Raw genomic sequence first — 19498 nt, 5'->3', positions numbered from 1 at the left:
TGGTTTCGTTTATTCTTCTGAATCCTCGAATGGACGATTATTTTGGCGGCGTTCGTTTCTGAAAGATTCACGTTCTTCTCTCAGTTCGTCGCGCTTTTGCAGTGTTTCTTCATCCCATTCCGGATGCATCGCTCCAAAATGCTCACTTCTCAATGCATCGTGTTCTTCAAACCATGCTTCAAGTTCTTCTTCACTCATATCTGGATCGAAGTTTTTGAACTGTTCTTTTCTGAATGCCTCGCGTTCTTCAAGCGACTCTTCATCCCACTCTGGATGCATCGCTCCAAAACGCTCGCTTCTCAATGCGTCATGTTCTTCAAACCATGCTTCAAATTCTTCTTCACTCATATCTGGATCAAAATTTTCGAATTGCTCTTCTCTGAATGCTTCACGTTCTTCCAACCATTCGTCATCCTGGAACTGTTGTGCTCCGTAACCATGGCCGTAGCCATTGCCCAGACCGCTTCCACCATGCATGCCTTGGCCCATATGTCCTTGACCTGAACGGTTAAATGGTCCAGAACCAGGCTGGAATTCTCCTTCTGTATTTTCGCCCCTGTTAAATCCCTGGAACCCTTGACCCATGTGCTCTTGCATCCAACCAAACACACCTGACTGTTCTGCTGAAGCGTCTACTGTATTTTCTTCAGCAGCTGCAAAATCAGTGTTTAAAGCGGCCAAACCGCCTAATCCCAACACACCTACTGTTAATATAGTTACTTTTTTGTTCATCATTTTTAACGCCTCCCTTACTTCTTAACCAAAGTATATAAGTTAGTTATGGAGAAATAATGGATTCGAACTTTAAATTGAAATTTCTTTCAACTGACCGTCGCTGGTTAATTCCAGAGTTAGATCCGCTTTGGCAGAATGTGATAAAACCAGTTCAGCATTGACTTTATCTGTCTGCTCGTAGTGGCTCATCGCTTCTGCTGGAGTGGCCCCACCCAATTGTTTTCTTTCAATCAGTCGGTCCTCTATATTCGAAAGAGTGGTTTGAATGAATAGGGTGTAATCACTGTACTCTTTAAGTTCATTCCAACCCTCTTTTTCCAAAAGCAAATAATTCCCTTCGATCAGCACAATATCGGCATCCACCGAGATCGTTTCTATCGAGACATCATGTAAAGCCCGGTCATAAGTTGGCCAGTTGACTTGCTGATGTTGTGTGAGAGCCTCAATTTTCTCTGTTAACGAGGTTAGATCAAACGAATCGGGTATTCCTTTGTATTTCTTTAAAAGGTCTTCTCTGCCGTTTCTAATGATCGTGTGCTGATTCAAGTAGTCATTGTCGTGATGAAACCCGTCCATCGCAATCGACTGGAACGTATACGTGTATCCCTGTTCATTATATAGATCTTCCAAGTATAAAGATAAGATCGTCTTGCCGGCCCCGGGAGGTGCAGCCAAATACACGATGACACGCTCATTCTTCTCTTTCCTGAGCATAACAAGTTTTTCAAGTAAAGGTTTGAAGATCTCATTCACTTCTTTTTCTATATATGACACATCGATCAGATGGCCGGTCACTTTATATTGCTTATGAACCATGCGTTATTCCTCCTTTGGGTACCCGGGAATGTCTTCCATTTCATAGTATACTTCTTCCATGCATAACCCGACAGGCGACAAGGTCATTCCGGCAGCTTCGCGATCTTCTGCCGCGATAATGCCCTGAATTTCCTCCGGCTTGCGTCTGCCGTCAGCGACTTCCAGAAGCGTCCCGATCAGGATCCGAATCATATTATATAAAAAGCCGTTCCCGACAAACGTGAATACCCACTCATTCGTGTCTTCATTCACTTCCACCGATGCCTGATAGAGGGTACGCACTTTGTTTTCCTTGTCAGAATGCGTCGAGGCAAAGCTCGTGAAGTCATGTGTGCCGGCAAGCTGCGCCAGAGCTTTTTCTACTTTTTCTTTATTCATCGGATAGCGGTGATAATGACTGTAGTATCTTAAAAAAGGATCACGAAACTGGTTATTGTCAACACGGTATGTATATTTCTTCCCTTTGGCCAGATAACGCGCATGAAAGGTGTCTTCTACGCGTTCAACGTCTAAAATAGTAATTTCAGAGGATGTCACTGAATTCATCCCGAGCATCAAGCCATCCGCGTCGATCTCAAAAGGAAAATCAAAATGTATGATCTGTCCTCTCGCGTGAACACCGGCATCCGTACGGCCTGCTCCGTGAACGCGGACTTCTTGTCCTTTGGCTAGCTTGGTCACAGCTTTTTCCAAGTCTCCCTGAACCGTCCGCATATCGGGCTGCACTTGGAACCCGGAAAATTGTGTGCCATCGTATACGATTTTTGCTTTATATCTCAAAACTGTCATTTTCATCGTCCTTTTCATGTTGCATAAGTCTTCTTCAATACTACTTTAAGCTCCTTAAGATAGATAGGATTAGCCTCGTGCCTAATCCTGACTTTATCTGCCCTAGTCAATACTCTTTTTTCCTGATTATGTTTAATTGGTGCTTCTTAGCCTCACTCAAGATGAATGCTTAGGCGAACATGCCTAAGCAAAACCCTATTGGTATTACCCAGGTCTTTCTTCTGCACGAGTAAAGCTAATCGGCACTTACCGCTTTACTATATCCCTTAACAAACTCTTCATGATGTGCATACTAGTCCTTAGACAAGTATCTCTTCTTTTAATATAAAGGAAAAAGGATAAAGATTCTCATCTTTATCCTTCTGCTTATGATCTTAATAAAAATAATACAACGGAGAGGACACCGAAGGCAACCATTACCGATGTGTCTCTGGTTTCCCAGGACAACTGACGGTATTTCGTTCGGCCTTCGCCGCCCTTGTATCCGCGGGCTTCCATCGCTGTGGCCAATTCTTCCGCCCGGTTAAAGGAGCTGACGAACAGCGGGATCAGTAACGGAACAATTGATTTCATTTGTTCATAGATATTTCCCTCACCGAAATCGATTCCACGTGCGCGCTGAGCGTTCATTATTTTTTCGGTTTCATCCATTAATGTCGGCACGAAACGCAGGGCAATAGATAACATCAGGGCAATTTCGTGAACAGGAACTTTAACGGCATTCAGCGGACGTAACAGGAACTCGATCGCATCCGTTAAAGATAATGGCATCGTCGTTAACGTCAAGATGGTCGACATAAAAATAATCAACACAAAACGGAAAAAGATATAGACACCGTTCAGCAAGCCTTCTTGAGAAATGATGATCGGGCCGAATCTGAACCAGATGGTCTGTCCACTCGTAAACAAGATCTGCAGTATGACCGTGAACAGAATCAGCCAAATAAGTGGCTTTACACCATTGATAAAGAATTTTGGATTGATACCAGAAAGCTTGACCGCCGTTAATACAAAAACGATCAGAGCTAAGTATGAAATCCAGTTATTTGCCAGAAAAATGATAATGATAAACGAGATTGCACCTATCAATTTAGTTCTAGGATCCAAACGGTGGATCAGTGAATCACCTGGGATATAGCGTCCAAATATCAGTTTATCCATCATGAGCGTTCACCGCCCTTACTGGTTAGCTTCTCTTTTATCTGTCTGGCTAAGTCATCAGTCGTTAGCGGCAGCGGATCGAACGTCCACTTGAATTTCTCTTCCAGTTCATGTGCAAACCTGACCGTTGAAGGAACACCGAGCTGCATACTAGTTAGCCAGTCCGTTTCCTGGAAGATATCTCTTGGGTGTCCTTCTTTCATAACGGTCCCACCTCCAAGAACAATCATATGGTCCGCATACGCTGCCACATCATCCATCTGATGCGTAACTAAAACGATGGTCAAGCCTTTATTTTTATATAAACTGTGGAACATATCCATTATTTCTTTACGACCCTGAGGATCTAGACCTGCCGTAGGTTCGTCTAGAACCAGTACTTCTGGTTCCATAGCCAACACGCCGGCAATAGCGACCCGTCTCATTTGTCCCCCGGATAAGTCAAACGGAGAACGTTCCATGAACGTTTCGTCCAATCCAACTACAGGCAAGAGTTCTCTGGCTTTTTCGAGCCCTTCCTTTTCAGTCATACCGAAGTTTTTAGGGCCAAAAGCAATATCTTTGCCGACTGTTTCTTCAAACAACTGGGCTTCTGGAAACTGGAAGACGATCCCCACTTTTTTACGCAGCGATTTAAGGCCTTTATTTTCTGACATACGCGTGATCACACGGTCACCGATCGTGACCACACCTTCAGTGGGTTTTTTCAAGGCATTTAGATGCTGCAATACCGTTGATTTCCCACTGCCTGTGTGACCAACTATGGCAGTGAAGGAGCCGTCTTTGATGGAAAGATTAATGTCATAAATGGCTTTGCTTTCAAATGGTGTACCTTTCTGATAGGTATAGCCTACATCTTGGAAACCGATGTCCATAACCAGTCCACCATCCCTTCTTCTGTTAAATAATCCTGCGGGACGTCTAGACCCTGTTCTTTTAATGAGGCTTTCAAGCGCTCAGGGAACGGTAGATCCAGACCCATTTCCACTAATTTTCCCCCAAAAGAGAAGATAGTTTCCGGTGAGCCTTCCTGAATCATTTTCCCGTCTCTCATCACAAGGATGCGGTTAGCTTCCGCCGCTTCATCGATATCATGGGTAATCGATAAAACAGACAAATTTTCCCGTTCTTTGACTTCCTTGACGGTACGCAACACTTCTTCTCTGCCTTGCGGATCGAGCATACTTGTTGCCTCGTCCAAAATCATGATAGCCGGACGCAGAGCGACGATCCCCGCTATGGCGACACGTTGTTTTTGACCACCTGAAAGTCTTGCCGGTTCTCTTTCGGCAAATTCAAGCATGTTTACTTTCTCCAGAGCATTTCTCACACGTTCGATCATGTCATCACGGGGAACGCCTAAGTTTTCCAGGCCAAAAGCGACATCATCCTGAACGGTCGACCCAACAAACTGGTTATCCGGGTTTTGAAACACCATCCCGACCATTTCACGGATAGACCAGACATTCTTCTCGTTAAGCTTTAGTCCCCCAACCTCAACTTCACCACTGTCTGGTTCAATTAAGCCATTAATGGTTTTTGCTAAGGTCGATTTGCCCGATCCGTTTGGACCGATGATGGCCACCCATTCACCTTTATTGATCGAAAAAGAAACATCCTGTAAAGCAGGACGTAGATCTTCATCAGTGTATTTGTAAGTTATATTTTTCAAACGTATAATTTCAGTCATGATTTACCTCAACTTTTTTATTCGGTCACGAACCTTTAATTTCAATGTAATTATCAAGGTGTCTTGACAGTTATTCAACAATACAAGATTACCAAAAACACCTTAGTATAACAATAGCGAAAAAGTTTGAATACCTATTAATGATGTAACTTCAAGAATTAAATCGTGTATGAAATGTTGGAATTCAAGATTGTACAGTTGCTTATGTATGGTTTATTAATGATAATAAAAAAACACTTTACGATATATGGTGTTTCTCCTGAGGATGTCCCCAGGAGAAACTGAGCTAGACACTTGGAAAATAGTTCCTTCCATCATCATAACGCTCATCATACATCCAAAAGTGATTTGGTTATAGTTTATTAAACTTTAATTATTCAGCTTCTACATCGCTTGAAACTGCTGTTTTTTCTACTAATTCCAAAACAGCCATTGGAGCACCGTCACCACGACGAGGTCCCATTTTCAATACACGAGTATATCCTCCATTGCGTTCTGCAAAACGAGGGCCTAAATCATTGAATAATTTTTGCAATACTGATTGTACTACGATTTCGTCTTCAGTTTCTGATACAGTTGCTAATTCATTACGAACAAAAGCGGCAGCTTGACGACGTGCGTGCAAGTCTCCACGTTTGCCTAATGTGATCATTCTATCTGCCATTTTAGATACTTCTTTGGCACGAGTCACAGTAGTCACAATACGTTCGTTGATAAACAAGTCAGATGTTAAATCACGAAGCATTGCTTTACGTTGAGAGCTAGTACGTCCTAATTTACGATAACCCATTGGTTGAAATCCTCCTTAAACACAAATTATTCTTCTTCGCGTAAGCCTAAATCAAGCTCGCCAAGTTTTAATTTTACTTCTTCCAGCGATTTACGTCCTAAGTTACGGACTTTCATCATTTCTGGTTCTGTTTTATTTGTTAATTCCTGAACAGTGTTGATGCCAGCCCGTTTTAAGCAGTTATAAGAACGCACAGATAGATCCAACTCTTCGATGGTCATCTCCAACATTTTTTCCATTTGCGTTTCTTCTTTTTCGACCATAATCTCTGCTTCACGAGCTTCTTCTGTTAAGTTAACAAAAATATTTAAATGTTCAGTCATGATTTTAGCGGCAAGACTAACACCGTCTTCTGGAGAAATCGATCCGTCTGTCCAGACGTCAAGAGTTAACTTGTCATATTGTTCTTTTTCTCCAACACGTGTATTTTCGACATGGTAATTTACGCGGCTAATTGGGGTATAAATCGAATCAACCGGTAATACACCTATCGGCATATCATCGTGTTTGTTGTGTTCAGCGCGTACATAACCTCTGCCTTTGTGAGCTTCCATGCGAGCATGTAAGTGTCCACCTTCAGAGACTGTACAAATATAGAGATCAGGATTCATTATTTCAACATCACTGTCGAAAATAACGTCTGCAGCTGTTACCGTTGCGGGCCCTTCGATATCTATTTCAATGGTTTTTGTTTCTTCAGAATACAACTTAAGTGCAAGTTTCTTCAAATTTAAAATGATGGCAGTGACGTCTTCAACAACACCATCGATTGCAGTGAATTCATGTAAAACACCATCGATTTGTAAAGTTGTGACGGCAGCACCTGGCAAAGATGACAATAAGATGCGGCGTAAGGAATTGCCTAAAGTTGTCCCGTATCCTCGCTCTAGCGGTTCTACGACAAACTTGCCAAATTTCCCATCTTCACTGATCTCAACTGTTTCTATTACCGGCTTTTCAATTTCGATCATATAATCCGTTTACCCCTTTCAAAACGTTAATTAACGCTATCCCAAAAACGACACCATTAGTATATATTATTATACACGACGACGTTTTGGAGGACGGCAACCGTTATGTGGTACCGGTGTTACGTCACGAATTGCAGTGACTTCTAGTCCTGTTGCCTGCAAAGAACGGATTGCAGCTTCTCGACCAGATCCAGGTCCTTTTACACAAACCTCGATTGATTTCATGCCGTTTTCCATGCCGCCTTTTGCAGCAGCTTCAGCAGCCATTTGAGCAGCAAAGGGAGTAGATTTACGAGAACCTCTAAAACCTAATGCGCCTGCAGAAGACCAAGAAATTGCATTTCCATGTACATCAGTTATCATTACGATTGTATTATTGAATGTTGAACGAATATGTGCTACTCCATGTTCAATATTCTTTTTCACTCTGCGCTTACGATTGCGAGCGGGTCTTTTCACTTTAGCCATACGTAGATTGACCTCCTAACTTTTGGTGATTATTTTTTCTTGCCGGCAATAGCTACTGCTTTGCCTTTACGCGTACGCGCATTGTTTTTTGTATTTTGTCCGCGTACTGGTAAACCACGACGGTGACGAATGCCACGGTATGATCCAATTTCGATTAAACGTTTAATGTTTTGGCTAACTTCACGACGAAGATCGCCTTCAATTTTACGTTTATCTACTTCAGCACGAACTGCATCTAGTTGATCATTTGTTAATTCACGGACACGAGTTTCTTCTGGAACTCCTGCAGCTACTAAAATTTCTTTCGCTGTAGTTTTACCGATTCCATAAATATAAGTTAATGAAATAACGATATGTTTGTCGCGTGGAATATCTACACCTGCTATACGAGCCATGTCTATGCACCTCCTGTTTAGAAATTATCCTTGACGTTGTTTGTGTTTAGGATTTTCGCATATAACCATTACTCGGCCATTACGACGGATCACTTTACACTTATCACACATTTTTTTTACTGATGGTCTTACCTTCATGAACTGTCCCTCCTTGATTTCTTCGGAGTCCTAAGCTTATTTAAATCGATACGTAATGCGTCCACGTGTTAAATCATACGGAGACATTTCGACTGTTACCTTATCCCCAGGCAGTATCCGAATGTAGTTCATACGAATTTTGCCAGAAACGTGTGCTAGAATTTCATGACCGTTCTCAAGTTCTACTTTGAACATTGCATTAGGTAATGTTTCTAGGACTTTTCCTTCAATCTCTATAACATCGTCTTTTACCACGCCTGGTTTCCTCCTTTGATATCTCACATTTGTACGCATTAATAGAGTGAAACTATGACATCTCACAAAATTCACGCTCTAATAGTTGAATACATCTTTACATTTTGACGCTCGCACTATTATAACATGCATACATGATCATTGCAAGGATTCATCATAAAACATCGGACTTCTTAGTTTAATTGGTCCACAATGTCATGGAAAACTTTTTTCAGACTTTGTTCGCCGTCGATTTCTCTAACGAGATTAAAGTCACTATAGTGTTTAGCAAGTTTTTCCGTTTGCTCTTCATTCACGTTGATACGCTTTTCGACCGTTTCCGGTTTATCATCTTCTCTTTGATAAAAATCATGAGAACCACATTTATCACACGTACCTTCCACTTTTGGTGGATTGGCTACTTTGTGATAGGTCGCTCCACAATTTGAACACATGAATCTGCCAGTTAAACGTTCCATCAAAATCTCTTTCGGTACTTTGATATACAGCACATGATCCAATCTTCTGTTTGAAGAAGATAGAGCCTGCTGCAACGCTTGAGCTTGATTCAATGTACGAGGATATCCATCGAGTAAAAATCCTCTTTTTGCATCATCTAGTTGTAGACGCTCTTTAACTATTCCGTTTGTTACACTGTCCGGAACAAGTTCGCCTTCATCCATATATTTTTTTGCTTTTAAACCGAGAGCCGTTTTGTTCTTCATAGCTGCACGAAACATATCTCCGGTTGAAATATGCGGGATATTATATTTATCCGATATCAGTGATGCTTGCGTTCCTTTACCAGCTCCAGGAAGTCCCAATAGGATTAAATTCATCACGCTTCCTCCTTTTTAGTTCAGATATTTCATCAGCATAATTGGAAAAAGATCGATCCACCCACTAATGTCTCAATGACATTTGGGTAAATCGTCTCAATTCAATTGTCAATGACCGTTTAAGATTGCTGAATGAAACCTTGGTAATTCTTCTTACTTAATAATCCTTCCAATTGTCGCATAGAGTCAAGTGCCACACCAACTACGATGAGTAAACTTGTTCCTCCTAATGCAAGCGAACCAGGCAGATTGAATAAAGCAGAAGCAATAATTGGAAGCAATGAAATCGTTCCTAAATAAATGGCTCCCACTGTACTTAAGCGTATAAGCATGTAACCAATGTACTCTTCGGTTGCTCGTCCTGGACGTATACTAGGGATATAGCCGTTTTGTTTTTGTAAATTTTCAGCAGCTTTTTCAGGATTGACCTGAATAAACGCGTAGAAGAACGTAAACAAGACAATAAGGACTGTATAAAGAACAGCACCCATCGGTTCTTGAAGGTTGAATACACTATTCAACACTTGGAACCATCCCGCATCTTGATTCCCTTGAGCAAAATAGCCAAGAATAATCTGTGGCGTCATAAGAAACGAACTAGCAAAAATAACTGGAATAACACCAGCTGAGTTTACTTTCAATGGCAATACAGCACTGTCTTTCGAAGTGCTGGCACGTTTAGAGTAACGTACCGGTATATTACGTTTAGCATTTTCTACATAAGTGATCAATAATACCAGTAAGATAAATGCAACCAAGATGGTGATTGCTAGTACCCAGGCACCAACAATTTCATCCCCTGCATTTCTGATCTGTGTGTTATAGAATTGACCAATGTCCTGCGGAAAACGTGCAATAATACCAGAAAAGATGATGAACGATACGCCGTTCCCGAAACCGTGAACAGTGATCATCTCACCTAGCCACATGACTAGCATCGTTCCTGCTGTTAATATGATTGCAATAGTCATATATGTTGCCGGTCCCGGATTACGTACTAACCCTAAATCCGTTAATGCATTGAATCCATAAGAAATACCGATAGCTTGGAAAAATGCTAAGAAAATTGTTAAATAGCGTGTTGCCTGATTCAACTTTCTACGACCGACTTCACCTTGCTCAGACCATTCCTTGAATTTGGGAATGACGTCCATCTGCAAAAGTTGAATGACGATAGAAGACGTAATGTAAGGTGAAACACCTAAAGCGAATACTGAATAACTGCTAAGGGCACCACCACCAAAAGTGTCTAATAGGTTGAATAAACCAGTGCTTGATAAATCACCTAAGGAATCGGCGTTTACGCCAGGCACTGTAAGGTGTGTACCTAAACGAAAAACGATTAAAATGCCAAGGGTGAACATCACACGACTACGAACATCTTTTTCTTTAATAACACCTTTAATCAGCTCGATCATACTTAAATCACCTCTACTGATCCACCGGCAGTTTCGATCGCTTCTTTAGCTGCAGCAGAAAACTTGTGTGCTTTCACAGTAAGTTTACGATCGATGTTACCTTTCGCCAACACTTTAATACCGGATTTTTTGTTTTTGATTACTCCTGATTTAACTAGTAATTCTGAAGTAACTTCTGTACCTTCTTCAAATCGGTTTAATGTATCTAAATTGACAATTGCAAATTCTTTACGGGTATAGTTTGTAAACCCACGTTTTGGTAAAGTTTGGAATAATGGAGTTTGTCCACCTTCGAAACCTAAGCGTGTTCCACCACCTGAACGAGAATTTTGTCCTTTTTGACCACGACCGGATGTTTTTCCGTTACCAGAAGATGATCCACGACCAACACGGTTGCGTGTTTTACGAGATCCTTCGGCAGGTTTTAGTTCATGAAGTTTCATAAATCTTGGCACCTCCTTTAAATAGACTCTGTTAAATATACTCTTTGCTCATTAAACTTCTTTAACTTCTACTAAATGAGCGATATGTTTAATTGCGCCTCGTACTGCATCGTTATCAGGTCTTACAACTGAAGAGTTGATTTTTCTTAGACCTAAAGATTTTACTACTTGGTGTTGTCTTTGAGGACGACCAATTAAACTACGTTTTAAAGTGATTTCTAAGTTTGCCATTGTGTCATCTCTCCTTATCCAAGTAATTCTTCGACAGATTTTCCACGAAGTTTTGCTACGTCTTCCGCACGTTTCAATTGCTTAATTCCATCGATTGTTGCACGAATCATGTTGATTGGTGCACTGGATCCGACGGACTTAGAAGAAACGTCTTGTACGCCAGCTAATTCTAATACTGCACGTACTGGACCACCAGCAGAAACTCCAGAACCGGCAGCAGCTGGTTTCATGATAATATTACCGCCACCGTGACGTCCGATAACTTTATGAGGCAATGTTGTACCTACCATAGGTACTTGTACTATATTAGTTTTAGCAGCTTCAATCGCTTTGCGGATTGCTTCTGGTACTTCTTGTGCTTTACCTGTGCCAAAACCAACATGTCCGTTTTTATCTCCGACTACTACTAAAGCAGCGAAACGTAAACGACGTCCACCTTTAACAACTTTAGTTACGCGGTTGATTGCAACTACGCGATCTTCAAGATCTAATTTAGATGCATCTATATGAGTTGTCATATACTGTTATTCCTCCTTTTCTTTAGAATGATAGTCCGTTTTCACGAGCTGCGTCTGCTAAAGCTTTCACACGTCCGTGATATTGATATCCTCCACGGTCGAAAACAACGACAGAAATATCTTTGTCTTTAGCTTGTTTAGCGAGCAAAGTTCCTACCGCAGCAGCTTCTTCAACTTTCGAATCTCCTGAAACGTCAGTATCTAAGGAAGATGCACTTGCGAGCGTTACACCCTCTACATCGTCAATTAATTGAGCGTAGATGTTTGTGTTCGAACGGAACACACTTAAACGTGGGCGCACAGCAGTACCAGAAAGGTTTCTGCGAATGCGTTTATGTCTTTTTTGACGTAATTTATTTTTATCTGGTTTTGTAATCACAATTGTCACCTCTTTATTCAAAATTCTCATAGTTATGAGATCAATAGGTTCCCCGGTAAAAAGGAAAGCAGAACGTTACAACAGATCGTTATAGTGTCTTCTTTCAACTTATTATTTACCCGTTTTACCTTCTTTACGACGTACGACTTCGCCACGATAGCGAATACCTTTACCTTTATAAGGTTCTGGTGGACGTACGGAACGAATGTTGGCAGCTAATGCGCCAACGCTTTCTTTATTTGCACCTTTAATAGAAACAACAGTGTTAGATGGTACCTCAACGGTTAGTCCTTCTACTGCTTCAAATTCAACTGGGTGAGATAGTCCGACGTTCAAAATCAACTTGTTACCTTGTTTTTGCGCACGGTAACCAACACCATTGAAATCAAGAATCTTTTCAAAACCTACAGCAACACCCTCTACCATGTTATTCACATTGGCACGAGTTGTTCCGTGGATCGAACGACTAGTTTTTGATTCATTATTTCGTTCAAATATTATTTGATTATCTTCAATTTTTACATCAATAATTGGGCTTAATTCACGGCTTAATTCTCCGTTTTTCCCTTTAACTGTGACCACATTTCCGTCGATGTTTACTTCAACACCTTCAGGAATTGTGATTGGTAGTTTTCCAATACGGCTCAAAGTCCGGCACCTCCTTCATCTATCTTAACTCATTACCAAACGTATGCGAGGACTTCTCCACCGATATTTTTAGCACGAGCAATTTTATCTGTTACAATACCTTCTGATGTAGATACGAGAGCTATTCCTAGTCCGTTCAACACTTTAGGCATTTCTTCTGCGTTGACATAAACGCGTAAGCCTGGTTTAGATATACGTTTCAAACCAGTAATGACACGTTCGTTGTTCTGACCATATTTCAAGAAAACGCGGATGATACCTTGTTTATCATCTTCCACGAATTCAAAACCCTTGATGAAACCTTCCGATTTCAGGATTTCGGCCATACCTTTTTTTATGTTAGAAGCAGGAATTTCTACTTTCATATGGCGCGCGCTATTAGCGTTACGAATACGAGTTAAGAAATCTGCAATTGGATCTGTCATGACCATTCGTTGTAGCCTCCTTTACGGCGAGTTTTCGTTTTGTTTACCAGCTTGCTTTTTTCAATCCAGGAATTTGACCTTTATATGCTAGCTCACGCAGGCATATACGGCATAATTTAAATTTTTTGTATACAGAATGTGGGCGTCCACAACGTTCACAACGGGTATACTCACGGGTCGAAAACTTGGCTGGTTTTTTGTGTTTTGCAATCATTGATTTTTTAGCCATTTTTACAATTACCCTCCTAATAGGTAGTTTAGGTTATTTCTGGAACGGCATTCCCAATTGTCCAAGTAATTCACGAGCTTCTTCATCGGAGTTAGCTGATGTTACAATAACAATGTCCATACCGCGAACTTTGTCCACATCATCATAATTGATTTCAGGGAAAATAAGTTGCTCTTTGATTCCTAACGTGTAGTTTCCACGTCCGTCGAATGAGTTTTTACTTACTCCACGGAAGTCACGTACACGAGGTAATGAAACAGTAACTAATTTATCTAAGAAATCGTACATGCGATCGCCACGTAGTGTGACTTTAGTACCGATTGGCATACCTTCACGTAAACGGAATGCAGCAATAGATTTTTTTGCATGCGTGATGATTGGTTTTTGTCCAGAAATTAATTTCAATTCTTCTACTGCTTTATCTAAGTTTTTTGTGTTTGATACAGCTTCACCAACACCCATGTTGATAACGATTTTATTAACTGATGGTGCTTCCATGATAGAAGTGTAGTCAAACTTTTCAACTAATGATTTACGTACATCATTGTTATATTTTTCTTTAAGGCGTGTCATTTATGAATGCCCTCCTTTCCTACTTTAGATTAAAGTTCTTCGCCAGATTTTTTAGCGTAACGAACTTTTTTACCATTTTCAACTTTATAACCTACACGAGTAGATTCATTTGTTTTCGGATCAATTAATTGAACATTAGAAACGTGAATTGGTGCTTCTTTTTCAACAATTCCGCCTTCTTGTCCCATACCAGTAGGACGGGTATGTTTTTTCATAATATTGAGTCCTTCAACAACAACTTTGTTTCGTTTAGGCATAGCAGCTAATATAGTGCCTTCTTTGCCTTTATCTTTGCCTGTCAATATTTTGACTTTATCTCCTGTTTTTACAAACATTTCTATCGCACCTCCTTATGACGTTTATCGGAATTATAAAACTTCCGGAGCTAACGAAACAATTCTCATAAAGTTATTTTCACGCAATTCACGAGCAACTGGTCCGAAGATACGTGTTCCACGTGGTGCTTTATCTTCACGAATTATTACACATGCATTTTCATCAAATTTAATATAAGAACCATCTGCACGTCTAGCGCCAGATTTAGTACGAACGATTACTGCACGAGTAACGTCCCCTTTTTTGACAACGCCGCCTGGTGTAGCATGTTTTATAGTAACAACTACTTCGTCACCAATGTTAGCAGTTTTGGCTCCTGATCCACCTAAAACTTTAATGACAAGCACTTCACGTGCCCCAGAGTTGTCAGCGACTTTCATACGACTTTCTGTTTGAATCACGTTAGGATCCTCCTTTCAAACTCACGACAAAGATTACTCCGTCGTTGTGTAGCTCCCGGTTTCCCGGATTTCGTATTATAAAACTACTGATTCAACAACCACTTCTAATAAACGGAATCGTTTATCTTTAGATAACGGACGTGTTTCCATGATTTTAACAACGTCGCCAGTTTTAGCAGTGTTATTTTCATCATGTGCTTTAAATTTAGTTGAGTATTTTATACGTTTTTTGTATTTAGGATGTTGTTTTTGAGTTGCGATTTCAACAACAATGGTTTTATCCATTTTGTCAGAAGTCACTTTTCCTTGATACACTTTACGATTATTACGTTCAGCCATTTGCTAGCCTCCTTTGAATAAGCTATTGCTTTATCTTCTTACTATGCCGTTTCAGCTTGGCGCAATACAGTTTTAACACGCGCGATATTTTTGCGTACTGCATTTATACGAGCGGTGTTTTCTAATTGTCCAGTAGCTAATTGAAAGCGTAAGTTAAATAGCTCTTCTTTGTATTCTGCTTCTTTTTCAATTAATTCAGTAGTGGATAAGCTGTTTAATTCATTAGCCTTCATTTGAGTCACCACTTTCTTCACGAGTTACTACTCTAGTTCTAACCGGTAGTTTGTGTGAAGCTAAACGCAATGCTTCGCGAGCTACTTCTTCAGATACTCCACCAATTTCAAACATTATTTTACCACGTTTGACAGGTGATACCCAGCTCTCAGGAGCTCCTTTACCAGAACCCATACGAACACCAATTGCCTTAGCTGACACTGGTTTGTGAGGGAAAATTTTAATCCAAACTTTCCCACCACGTTTCATATAACGAGTCATCGCTACACGAGCTGATTCAATTTGTCTACTTGTGATCCATACAGAGTCAAGTGCTTGTAAACCATATTGACCATAAGCGATCTCTTTGCCGCCTTTTGCTTCTCCACGCATTTTACCACGGAATTCGCGACGGTGTTTTACACGTTTTGGTACTAACATTGATTATTTCCCTCCTTTCTTGTCTTCCTTAACTTCAGGAAGAATTTCTCCTTTATAAATCCATACTTTGACTCCGATTTTACCATAGGTAGTATCGGCTTCTTCGTTAGCATAATCTATATCTGCACGAATAGTATGCAAAGGAACACTTCCTTCAGCAAAGCTTTCGCTACGAGCGATATCTGCTCCATTTAGTCGACCAGCAACCATTGTACGGACACCTTTAGCACCTGAACGCATTGTGCGTTGAAGAGCTTGTTTTTGTGCACGACGGAATGAAATACGGTTTTCTAATTGTTCAGCAATACTCTTAGCTACTAATAAAGCATCTAGATCTGGTCTTTTAATTTCCACGATATTAACGTGTACTCGTTTACCAGTTAATTTATTTAATCCATTTCTTAATGAATCAACTTCTGTTCCGCCTTTACCAATAACCATTCCTGGTTTAGCAGTATGAATTGAAACATTAACTCTGTTTGCTGCACGTTCGATTTCTACACGAGAAACGGAGGCATCACTTAATTTTTTAGCAATGTACTCACGAACAGCAAGGTCTTCATGTAATTTGTCTGCAAAATCTTTTTCTGCGTACCATTTTGCGTCCCAGTCGTGAATGACGCCAACACGCATACCATGAGGATTTACTTTTTGTCCCACTGATTACCCCTCCTTCTTCTCTGTTACCACAATGGTAATGTGGCTAGTACGTTTGTTGATTCGTGATGCTGCACCTTTAGCACGTGGACGGAACCTTTTTAAAGTAGCTCCTTCATTTACATAGGCTTCACTTAAGACTAATTCTTCAATATCCATATCGTAATTATGTTCAGCATTTGCTATCGCTGACATTAAAACTTTCTCTACCGCTACCGCTGCGCCTCTGTTAGTGAAGCGAAGGATAGAAATAGCTTCTGCAGCACTTTTCCCTCTGATGGTATCGATCACCATACGTACTTTACGTGGTGCGATGCGAATCGTACGAGCAGTTGCTTTAGCTGCTGTTACTGTTTCTGCCATGAATGTATCCTCCCTTCGCTCTTAACGTTTCGTAGTGCGGTCATCTTTTCCGTGTCCGCGGTACGTTCTTGTTGGTGCAAATTCACCTAATTTGTGTCCAACCATGTCTTCTTGAACATAGACTGGCACATGTTTTCTTCCGTCATATACGGCAATGGTATAACCTACAAAGTTCGGAAAGATAGTTGAACGACGTGACCATGTCTTAATTACACGTTTCTTGTCATCATCCATTTCGCGAACTTTTTTCATCAAATGATCATCGACGAAAGGTCCCTTTTTCAAACTACGGCTCATGTATTGCCCTCCTCTTCGGGTTTACCCCATAATATTTCTCGTTATAATTTTTTTGCTGTTTGGCTTATTTTTGCTTATTTTTTCTTAGTTTTACGACGACGTACGATAAGTTTATCTGAACGATTCTTACTTGAACGTGTTTTCTTACCAAGAGTTGGTTTACCCCATGGTGACATTGGGCTTGGGCGACCAATAGGCGCTTTACCTTCACCACCACCGTGTGGGTGATCGTTAGGGTTCATTACAGAACCACGAACTGACGGACGTTTACCTAACCAACGGTTACGTCCTGCTTTACCAATGTTGATTAATTCATGTTGTTCGTTACCAACTGCACCGATCGTTGCGCGACAGCTAGCTAAGATCAAGCGTGTTTCTCCTGAACCTAAACGAATAAGTGCGTATTTACCTTCTTTACCTAATACTTGAGCTGAAGTTCCGGCTGAACGAACTAATTGTCCGCCTTTACCTGGTTTCATTTCAATGTTGTGTACTACTGTACCAGCAGGGATATTAGATAATGGTAAGGCATTCCCTACTTTGATATCAGCATCAGGACCTGAATAGATGTTTTGGCCTACTTCGATTCCTTTAGGTGATAAGATGTAAGTTTTCGTTCCATCTTCATATTGAATCAATGAGATGTTTGCGGAACGATTTGGATCATATTCAATGGTTTTAACAATACCGCGGGCGTCATCTTTTTGACGTTTGAAATCAATCACACGGTATTTTTGTTTGTGGCCGCCGCCTTGATGACGGACAGTAATTTTACCAGCATTGTTACGTCCGGCACGTTTTGGGCTTGGTCTTAGTAAGCTTTTCTCAGGCTTATTAGTTGTGATTTCTGCGAAATCAGACCCTGTCATGTTACGACGTCCGTTTGTGGTAGCTTTGTATGTCTTAATTGCCACGTTATTCCCCTCCTTGTTAAGCTAGTTTATCGAAACCTATATTAAAATTAAGTTCTTATTCTTCGTCTCCGAACAATGCAATATCTTTAGAATCAGCTTTTAAAGTTACAATCGCTTTACGACGTTTTTTAGTATGACCTTCGTGACGTCCCATGCGTTTAGGTTTAGGAGCTGTATTGATAACGTTGACTTTGTCAACTTTTACATCGAATAATTCTTCAACAGCTTTTTTGATGTTTGTTTTTTTAGCGCGAACATGAACTTCAAATGTGTACTTTTTATTTTCCATAGCAGACATCGAAGCTTCAGTAATGATCGGGCGTAATATTATGTCGCGTGCATCCATTAATTAAGAGCCTCCTCTACTTTTTCCAGAGCAGCCTTCGTCAAGATGAGTTTGTCATGCGAAACAACGTCTAGCACGGATACATTGTTAGGAGCTACTACTTTAACTCCGGGAATATTACGTGCAGATAATTTTGCAAATTCATTATCATCTTCTACGACAACCAATGCTTTTCTACTTGAATCAAGATTAGTAAGCACAGCTCTGAATTCTTTTGTTTTCGGTGCATCGAAGTTCAAACCTTCTAATACGATGATTTCATCGCTTGCTGCTTTCGCAGATAAAACAGATTTAATAGCTAATCGACGAACTTTTTTCGGTAATTTGTAACTGTATGAACGTGGTGTTGGTCCGAAGACAACGCCACCTCCACGCCATTGTGGTGAACGGATTGAACCTTGACGCGCACGTCCAGTTCCTTTTTGACGCCATGGTTTGCGTCCCCCGCCACGTACTGCGCTACGGTTTTTTACTGCGTGTGTTCCTTGTCTTAAAGACGCACGTTGCATAGTGATTGCATCAAAAACAACGTTTTCGTTTGGTTCGATCCCAAAGATCGCATCGTTTAAAGTTACTTCACCATTTTGCGTTCCGTCTTGTTTAAATAACTTTACAGTTGGCATTCTGCTAGTCCTCCCTTCCTACTATTACTTAGATTTTACTGCAGATTTAATTTCTATAAGTGCTTTTTTAGAACCAGGTACATTACCTTTAATCAATAGAACGTTACGTTCTGTATCAACGCCTACTACTTCAAGATTTTGTACAGTTACTACTTCTCCACCCATACGGCCAGCTAATTTCTTCCCTTTGAATACTTTACCGGGATGAGTAGCCATACCCATCGAACCAGGACGACGATGATGACGAGATCCGTGAGTTTCGGGTCCACGGCTTTGGCCGTGACGTTTGATAACCCCTTGGAATCCCTTACCTTTAGACGTTCCTGTGACATCAACGATGTCACCTTCTGCAAATGTGTCTACTTTTAATTCATTTCCAACTACTACGTCCTCTAGCTCAGCATCTCGTATTTCTCGAATGAAGCGCTTAGGAGCCGTGTTAGCTTTTTTAACATGACCTTGTGCCGGTTTGTTAGATAAAACTTCACGTTTATCTTCATACCCTAATTGAACAGCATTGTAACCGTCTGTCTCAGTTGTTTTAACTTGCAAGACAACGTTTGACTGAACTTCGATTACTGTTACAGGTAGTAATTCACCTGATTTACTGAACATTTGAGTCATTCCGACTTTTCTTCCCAAGATTCCTTTGGTCATGAGTACACCTCCGTTATTTTA

Annotated in this window: 34 protein-coding genes; all 34 read right to left on the bottom strand. The window is 40.7% G+C overall.

Annotated features, from left to right (window positions below):
• Positions 1-9 precede the first annotated feature (9 nt).
• Positions 10-735, bottom strand: a complete 726-nt coding sequence (locus AX762_RS11815; protein WP_071849307.1) for a hypothetical protein — start codon at positions 733-735, stop codon at positions 10-12.
• Positions 736-804: 69 nt separating this feature from the next.
• Entirely contained in the window at positions 805-1551 is a 747-nt protein-coding gene (locus AX762_RS11810; RefSeq protein WP_071849306.1) for a nucleoside/nucleotide kinase family protein, read from the bottom strand.
• 3 nt (positions 1552-1554) lie between these two features.
• Entirely contained in the window at positions 1555-2340 is a 786-nt protein-coding gene (truA, locus tag AX762_RS11805; protein ID WP_071849305.1) for a tRNA pseudouridine(38-40) synthase TruA, read from the bottom strand.
• Between the two features lie 366 nt (positions 2341-2706).
• A complete protein-coding gene (locus AX762_RS11800) occupies positions 2707-3504 on the bottom strand; it encodes an energy-coupling factor transporter transmembrane protein EcfT (protein ID WP_071849304.1) in 798 nt (265 codons plus the stop codon).
• Positions 3501-4376, bottom strand: coding sequence for an energy-coupling factor ABC transporter ATP-binding protein (locus AX762_RS11795; protein ID WP_071849303.1), 876 nt, complete (start codon positions 4374-4376; stop codon positions 3501-3503). The genes AX762_RS11800 and AX762_RS11795 overlap by 4 nt, the downstream gene beginning before the upstream one ends.
• Complete coding sequence (locus AX762_RS11790; protein WP_071849302.1) at positions 4352-5191, bottom strand: energy-coupling factor ABC transporter ATP-binding protein; 840 nt, start codon at positions 5189-5191, stop codon at positions 4352-4354. Before AX762_RS11790 ends, AX762_RS11795 begins: the two co-directional genes overlap by 25 nt.
• 373 nt (positions 5192-5564) lie before the next feature.
• Entirely contained in the window at positions 5565-5981 is a 417-nt protein-coding gene (gene rplQ, locus AX762_RS11785; protein ID WP_071849301.1) for a 50S ribosomal protein L17, read from the bottom strand.
• Positions 5982-6007: 26 nt separating this feature from the next.
• Positions 6008-6952, bottom strand: a complete 945-nt coding sequence (locus AX762_RS11780) for a DNA-directed RNA polymerase subunit alpha (RefSeq protein ID WP_071849300.1) — start codon at positions 6950-6952, stop codon at positions 6008-6010.
• A 69-nt stretch (positions 6953-7021) separates the two neighbouring features.
• Positions 7022-7420 carry a 30S ribosomal protein S11 gene (gene rpsK, locus AX762_RS11775; protein WP_071849299.1) on the bottom strand — a complete coding sequence of 133 codons (399 nt, stop codon included), beginning with the start codon at positions 7418-7420 and terminating at the stop codon, positions 7022-7024.
• Positions 7421-7449: 29 nt separating this feature from the next.
• Positions 7450-7815 carry a 30S ribosomal protein S13 gene (rpsM, locus tag AX762_RS11770; protein WP_071849298.1) on the bottom strand — a complete coding sequence of 122 codons (366 nt, stop codon included), beginning with the start codon at positions 7813-7815 and terminating at the stop codon, positions 7450-7452.
• A gap of 24 nt (positions 7816-7839) precedes the next feature.
• The gene (gene rpmJ / locus AX762_RS11765; RefSeq protein WP_034299928.1) at positions 7840-7953 is read right to left on the bottom strand and encodes a 50S ribosomal protein L36; all 114 of its coding nucleotides are present in this window, start codon (positions 7951-7953) and stop codon (positions 7840-7842) included.
• A gap of 36 nt (positions 7954-7989) precedes the next feature.
• On the bottom strand, positions 7990-8208 hold the full coding sequence (gene infA, locus AX762_RS11760; protein ID WP_071849297.1) for a translation initiation factor IF-1: 219 nt from the start codon (positions 8206-8208) through the stop codon (positions 7990-7992).
• A gap of 173 nt (positions 8209-8381) precedes the next feature.
• Positions 8382-9026 (bottom strand): adenylate kinase, encoded by a 645-nt coding sequence (locus AX762_RS11755; RefSeq protein WP_071849296.1) that lies wholly within the window; start codon positions 9024-9026, stop codon positions 8382-8384.
• A 119-nt stretch (positions 9027-9145) separates the two neighbouring features.
• The gene (secY, locus tag AX762_RS11750) at positions 9146-10444 is read right to left on the bottom strand and encodes a preprotein translocase subunit SecY (protein WP_071849295.1); all 1299 of its coding nucleotides are present in this window, start codon (positions 10442-10444) and stop codon (positions 9146-9148) included.
• Between the two features lie 2 nt (positions 10445-10446).
• Positions 10447-10887, bottom strand: a complete 441-nt coding sequence (rplO, locus tag AX762_RS11745; protein WP_071849294.1) for a 50S ribosomal protein L15 — start codon at positions 10885-10887, stop codon at positions 10447-10449.
• A gap of 51 nt (positions 10888-10938) precedes the next feature.
• The gene (gene rpmD, locus AX762_RS11740) at positions 10939-11118 is read right to left on the bottom strand and encodes a 50S ribosomal protein L30 (RefSeq protein ID WP_071849293.1); all 180 of its coding nucleotides are present in this window, start codon (positions 11116-11118) and stop codon (positions 10939-10941) included.
• Between the two features lie 14 nt (positions 11119-11132).
• Positions 11133-11636, bottom strand: a complete 504-nt coding sequence (rpsE, locus tag AX762_RS11735; protein ID WP_071849292.1) for a 30S ribosomal protein S5 — start codon at positions 11634-11636, stop codon at positions 11133-11135.
• 22 nt (positions 11637-11658) lie between these two features.
• Positions 11659-12024: a 50S ribosomal protein L18 gene (rplR, locus tag AX762_RS11730; protein WP_071849319.1), complete on the bottom strand. Its 366-nt coding sequence runs from the start codon at positions 12022-12024 to the stop codon at positions 11659-11661.
• A 102-nt stretch (positions 12025-12126) separates the two neighbouring features.
• On the bottom strand, positions 12127-12663 hold the full coding sequence (gene rplF / locus AX762_RS11725) for a 50S ribosomal protein L6 (protein ID WP_071849291.1): 537 nt from the start codon (positions 12661-12663) through the stop codon (positions 12127-12129).
• A 32-nt stretch (positions 12664-12695) separates the two neighbouring features.
• Positions 12696-13094 (bottom strand): 30S ribosomal protein S8, encoded by a 399-nt coding sequence (gene rpsH / locus AX762_RS11720; RefSeq protein WP_071849290.1) that lies wholly within the window; start codon positions 13092-13094, stop codon positions 12696-12698.
• Between the two features lie 37 nt (positions 13095-13131).
• Positions 13132-13317: a type Z 30S ribosomal protein S14 gene (locus AX762_RS11715; RefSeq protein ID WP_071849289.1), complete on the bottom strand. Its 186-nt coding sequence runs from the start codon at positions 13315-13317 to the stop codon at positions 13132-13134.
• Positions 13318-13350: 33 nt separating this feature from the next.
• Positions 13351-13890 carry a 50S ribosomal protein L5 gene (gene rplE, locus AX762_RS11710; RefSeq protein WP_071849288.1) on the bottom strand — a complete coding sequence of 180 codons (540 nt, stop codon included), beginning with the start codon at positions 13888-13890 and terminating at the stop codon, positions 13351-13353.
• Between the two features lie 29 nt (positions 13891-13919).
• Positions 13920-14225: a 50S ribosomal protein L24 gene (gene rplX, locus AX762_RS11705; RefSeq protein ID WP_071849287.1), complete on the bottom strand. Its 306-nt coding sequence runs from the start codon at positions 14223-14225 to the stop codon at positions 13920-13922.
• A gap of 33 nt (positions 14226-14258) precedes the next feature.
• Positions 14259-14627 (bottom strand): 50S ribosomal protein L14, encoded by a 369-nt coding sequence (rplN, locus tag AX762_RS11700; RefSeq protein WP_071849286.1) that lies wholly within the window; start codon positions 14625-14627, stop codon positions 14259-14261.
• A 75-nt stretch (positions 14628-14702) separates the two neighbouring features.
• On the bottom strand, positions 14703-14966 hold the full coding sequence (gene rpsQ, locus AX762_RS11695; protein ID WP_071849285.1) for a 30S ribosomal protein S17: 264 nt from the start codon (positions 14964-14966) through the stop codon (positions 14703-14705).
• Between the two features lie 41 nt (positions 14967-15007).
• A complete protein-coding gene (gene rpmC / locus AX762_RS11690) occupies positions 15008-15199 on the bottom strand; it encodes a 50S ribosomal protein L29 (RefSeq protein WP_071849284.1) in 192 nt (63 codons plus the stop codon).
• Positions 15189-15620 carry a 50S ribosomal protein L16 gene (gene rplP, locus AX762_RS11685; RefSeq protein ID WP_071849283.1) on the bottom strand — a complete coding sequence of 144 codons (432 nt, stop codon included), beginning with the start codon at positions 15618-15620 and terminating at the stop codon, positions 15189-15191. Before rplP ends, rpmC begins: the two co-directional genes overlap by 11 nt.
• A gap of 3 nt (positions 15621-15623) precedes the next feature.
• Positions 15624-16280 carry a 30S ribosomal protein S3 gene (gene rpsC / locus AX762_RS11680; RefSeq protein WP_071849282.1) on the bottom strand — a complete coding sequence of 219 codons (657 nt, stop codon included), beginning with the start codon at positions 16278-16280 and terminating at the stop codon, positions 15624-15626.
• 3 nt (positions 16281-16283) lie between these two features.
• On the bottom strand, positions 16284-16640 hold the full coding sequence (rplV, locus tag AX762_RS11675) for a 50S ribosomal protein L22 (RefSeq protein ID WP_071849281.1): 357 nt from the start codon (positions 16638-16640) through the stop codon (positions 16284-16286).
• 21 nt (positions 16641-16661) lie between these two features.
• Positions 16662-16937, bottom strand: coding sequence for a 30S ribosomal protein S19 (rpsS, locus tag AX762_RS11670; RefSeq protein WP_071849280.1), 276 nt, complete (start codon positions 16935-16937; stop codon positions 16662-16664).
• A 74-nt stretch (positions 16938-17011) separates the two neighbouring features.
• Positions 17012-17851 carry a 50S ribosomal protein L2 gene (gene rplB, locus AX762_RS11665; protein ID WP_071849279.1) on the bottom strand — a complete coding sequence of 280 codons (840 nt, stop codon included), beginning with the start codon at positions 17849-17851 and terminating at the stop codon, positions 17012-17014.
• Between the two features lie 55 nt (positions 17852-17906).
• On the bottom strand, positions 17907-18197 hold the full coding sequence (rplW, locus tag AX762_RS11660; RefSeq protein WP_071849278.1) for a 50S ribosomal protein L23: 291 nt from the start codon (positions 18195-18197) through the stop codon (positions 17907-17909).
• Positions 18197-18820 (bottom strand): 50S ribosomal protein L4, encoded by a 624-nt coding sequence (gene rplD / locus AX762_RS11655; protein WP_071849277.1) that lies wholly within the window; start codon positions 18818-18820, stop codon positions 18197-18199. The genes rplW and rplD overlap by 1 nt, the downstream gene beginning before the upstream one ends.
• Positions 18821-18844: 24 nt before the next feature.
• Positions 18845-19477, bottom strand: coding sequence for a 50S ribosomal protein L3 (gene rplC, locus AX762_RS11650; protein ID WP_071849276.1), 633 nt, complete (start codon positions 19475-19477; stop codon positions 18845-18847).
• Positions 19478-19498 lie beyond the last annotated feature (21 nt).

It is taken from the genome of Alkalibacterium sp. 20 (assembly GCF_001885615.1).
Taxonomy (GTDB): domain Bacteria; phylum Bacillota; class Bacilli; order Lactobacillales; family Carnobacteriaceae_A; genus Alkalibacterium.
Note: the sequence above shows the minus strand (reverse complement) of the source record. Positions and strands in the feature narration are given on the sequence as shown.

Excerpts from the sequence above, each read along its gene's own strand:
- AX762_RS11815 (WP_071849307.1), bottom strand. The coding sequence starts at position 735 with ATGATGAACAAAAAAGTAACTATATTAACAGTAGGTGTGTTGGGATTA.
- AX762_RS11810 (WP_071849306.1), bottom strand. The coding sequence starts at position 1,551 with ATGGTTCATAAGCAATATAAAGTGACCGGCCATCTGATCGATGTGTCA.
- truA (WP_071849305.1), bottom strand. The coding sequence starts at position 2,340 with ATGACAGTTTTGAGATATAAAGCAAAAATCGTATACGATGGCACACAA.
- AX762_RS11800 (WP_071849304.1), bottom strand. The coding sequence starts at position 3,504 with ATGATGGATAAACTGATATTTGGACGCTATATCCCAGGTGATTCACTG.
- AX762_RS11795 (WP_071849303.1), bottom strand. The coding sequence starts at position 4,376 with ATGGACATCGGTTTCCAAGATGTAGGCTATACCTATCAGAAAGGTACA.
- AX762_RS11790 (WP_071849302.1), bottom strand. The coding sequence starts at position 5,191 with ATGACTGAAATTATACGTTTGAAAAATATAACTTACAAATACACTGAT.
- rplQ (WP_071849301.1), bottom strand. The coding sequence starts at position 5,981 with ATGGGTTATCGTAAATTAGGACGTACTAGCTCTCAACGTAAAGCAATG.
- AX762_RS11780 (WP_071849300.1), bottom strand. The coding sequence starts at position 6,952 with ATGATCGAAATTGAAAAGCCGGTAATAGAAACAGTTGAGATCAGTGAA.
- rpsK (WP_071849299.1), bottom strand. The coding sequence starts at position 7,420 with ATGGCTAAAGTGAAAAGACCCGCTCGCAATCGTAAGCGCAGAGTGAAA.
- rpsM (WP_071849298.1), bottom strand. The coding sequence starts at position 7,815 with ATGGCTCGTATAGCAGGTGTAGATATTCCACGCGACAAACATATCGTT.
- rpmJ (WP_034299928.1), bottom strand. The coding sequence starts at position 7,953 with ATGAAGGTAAGACCATCAGTAAAAAAAATGTGTGATAAGTGTAAAGTG.
- AX762_RS11755 (WP_071849296.1), bottom strand. The coding sequence starts at position 9,026 with ATGAATTTAATCCTATTGGGACTTCCTGGAGCTGGTAAAGGAACGCAA.
- secY (WP_071849295.1), bottom strand. The coding sequence starts at position 10,444 with ATGATCGAGCTGATTAAAGGTGTTATTAAAGAAAAAGATGTTCGTAGT.
- rplO (WP_071849294.1), bottom strand. The coding sequence starts at position 10,887 with ATGAAACTTCATGAACTAAAACCTGCCGAAGGATCTCGTAAAACACGC.
- rpmD (WP_071849293.1), bottom strand. The coding sequence starts at position 11,118 with ATGGCAAACTTAGAAATCACTTTAAAACGTAGTTTAATTGGTCGTCCT.
- rpsE (WP_071849292.1), bottom strand. The coding sequence starts at position 11,636 with ATGACAACTCATATAGATGCATCTAAATTAGATCTTGAAGATCGCGTA.
- rpsH (WP_071849290.1), bottom strand. The coding sequence starts at position 13,094 with ATGGTCATGACAGATCCAATTGCAGATTTCTTAACTCGTATTCGTAAC.
- AX762_RS11715 (WP_071849289.1), bottom strand. The coding sequence starts at position 13,317 with ATGGCTAAAAAATCAATGATTGCAAAACACAAAAAACCAGCCAAGTTT.
- rplE (WP_071849288.1), bottom strand. The coding sequence starts at position 13,890 with ATGACACGCCTTAAAGAAAAATATAACAATGATGTACGTAAATCATTA.
- rplX (WP_071849287.1), bottom strand. The coding sequence starts at position 14,225 with ATGTTTGTAAAAACAGGAGATAAAGTCAAAATATTGACAGGCAAAGAT.
- rpsQ (WP_071849285.1), bottom strand. The coding sequence starts at position 14,966 with ATGGCTGAACGTAATAATCGTAAAGTGTATCAAGGAAAAGTGACTTCT.
- rpmC (WP_071849284.1), bottom strand. The coding sequence starts at position 15,199 with ATGAAGGCTAATGAATTAAACAGCTTATCCACTACTGAATTAATTGAA.
- rplP (WP_071849283.1), bottom strand. The coding sequence starts at position 15,620 with ATGTTAGTACCAAAACGTGTAAAACACCGTCGCGAATTCCGTGGTAAA.
- rplV (WP_071849281.1), bottom strand. The coding sequence starts at position 16,640 with ATGGCAGAAACAGTAACAGCAGCTAAAGCAACTGCTCGTACGATTCGC.
- rpsS (WP_071849280.1), bottom strand. The coding sequence starts at position 16,937 with ATGAGCCGTAGTTTGAAAAAGGGACCTTTCGTCGATGATCATTTGATG.
- rplW (WP_071849278.1), bottom strand. The coding sequence starts at position 18,197 with ATGGATGCACGCGACATAATATTACGCCCGATCATTACTGAAGCTTCG.
- rplD (WP_071849277.1), bottom strand. The coding sequence starts at position 18,820 with ATGCCAACTGTAAAGTTATTTAAACAAGACGGAACGCAAAATGGTGAA.
- rplC (WP_071849276.1), bottom strand. The coding sequence starts at position 19,477 with ATGACCAAAGGAATCTTGGGAAGAAAAGTCGGAATGACTCAAATGTTC.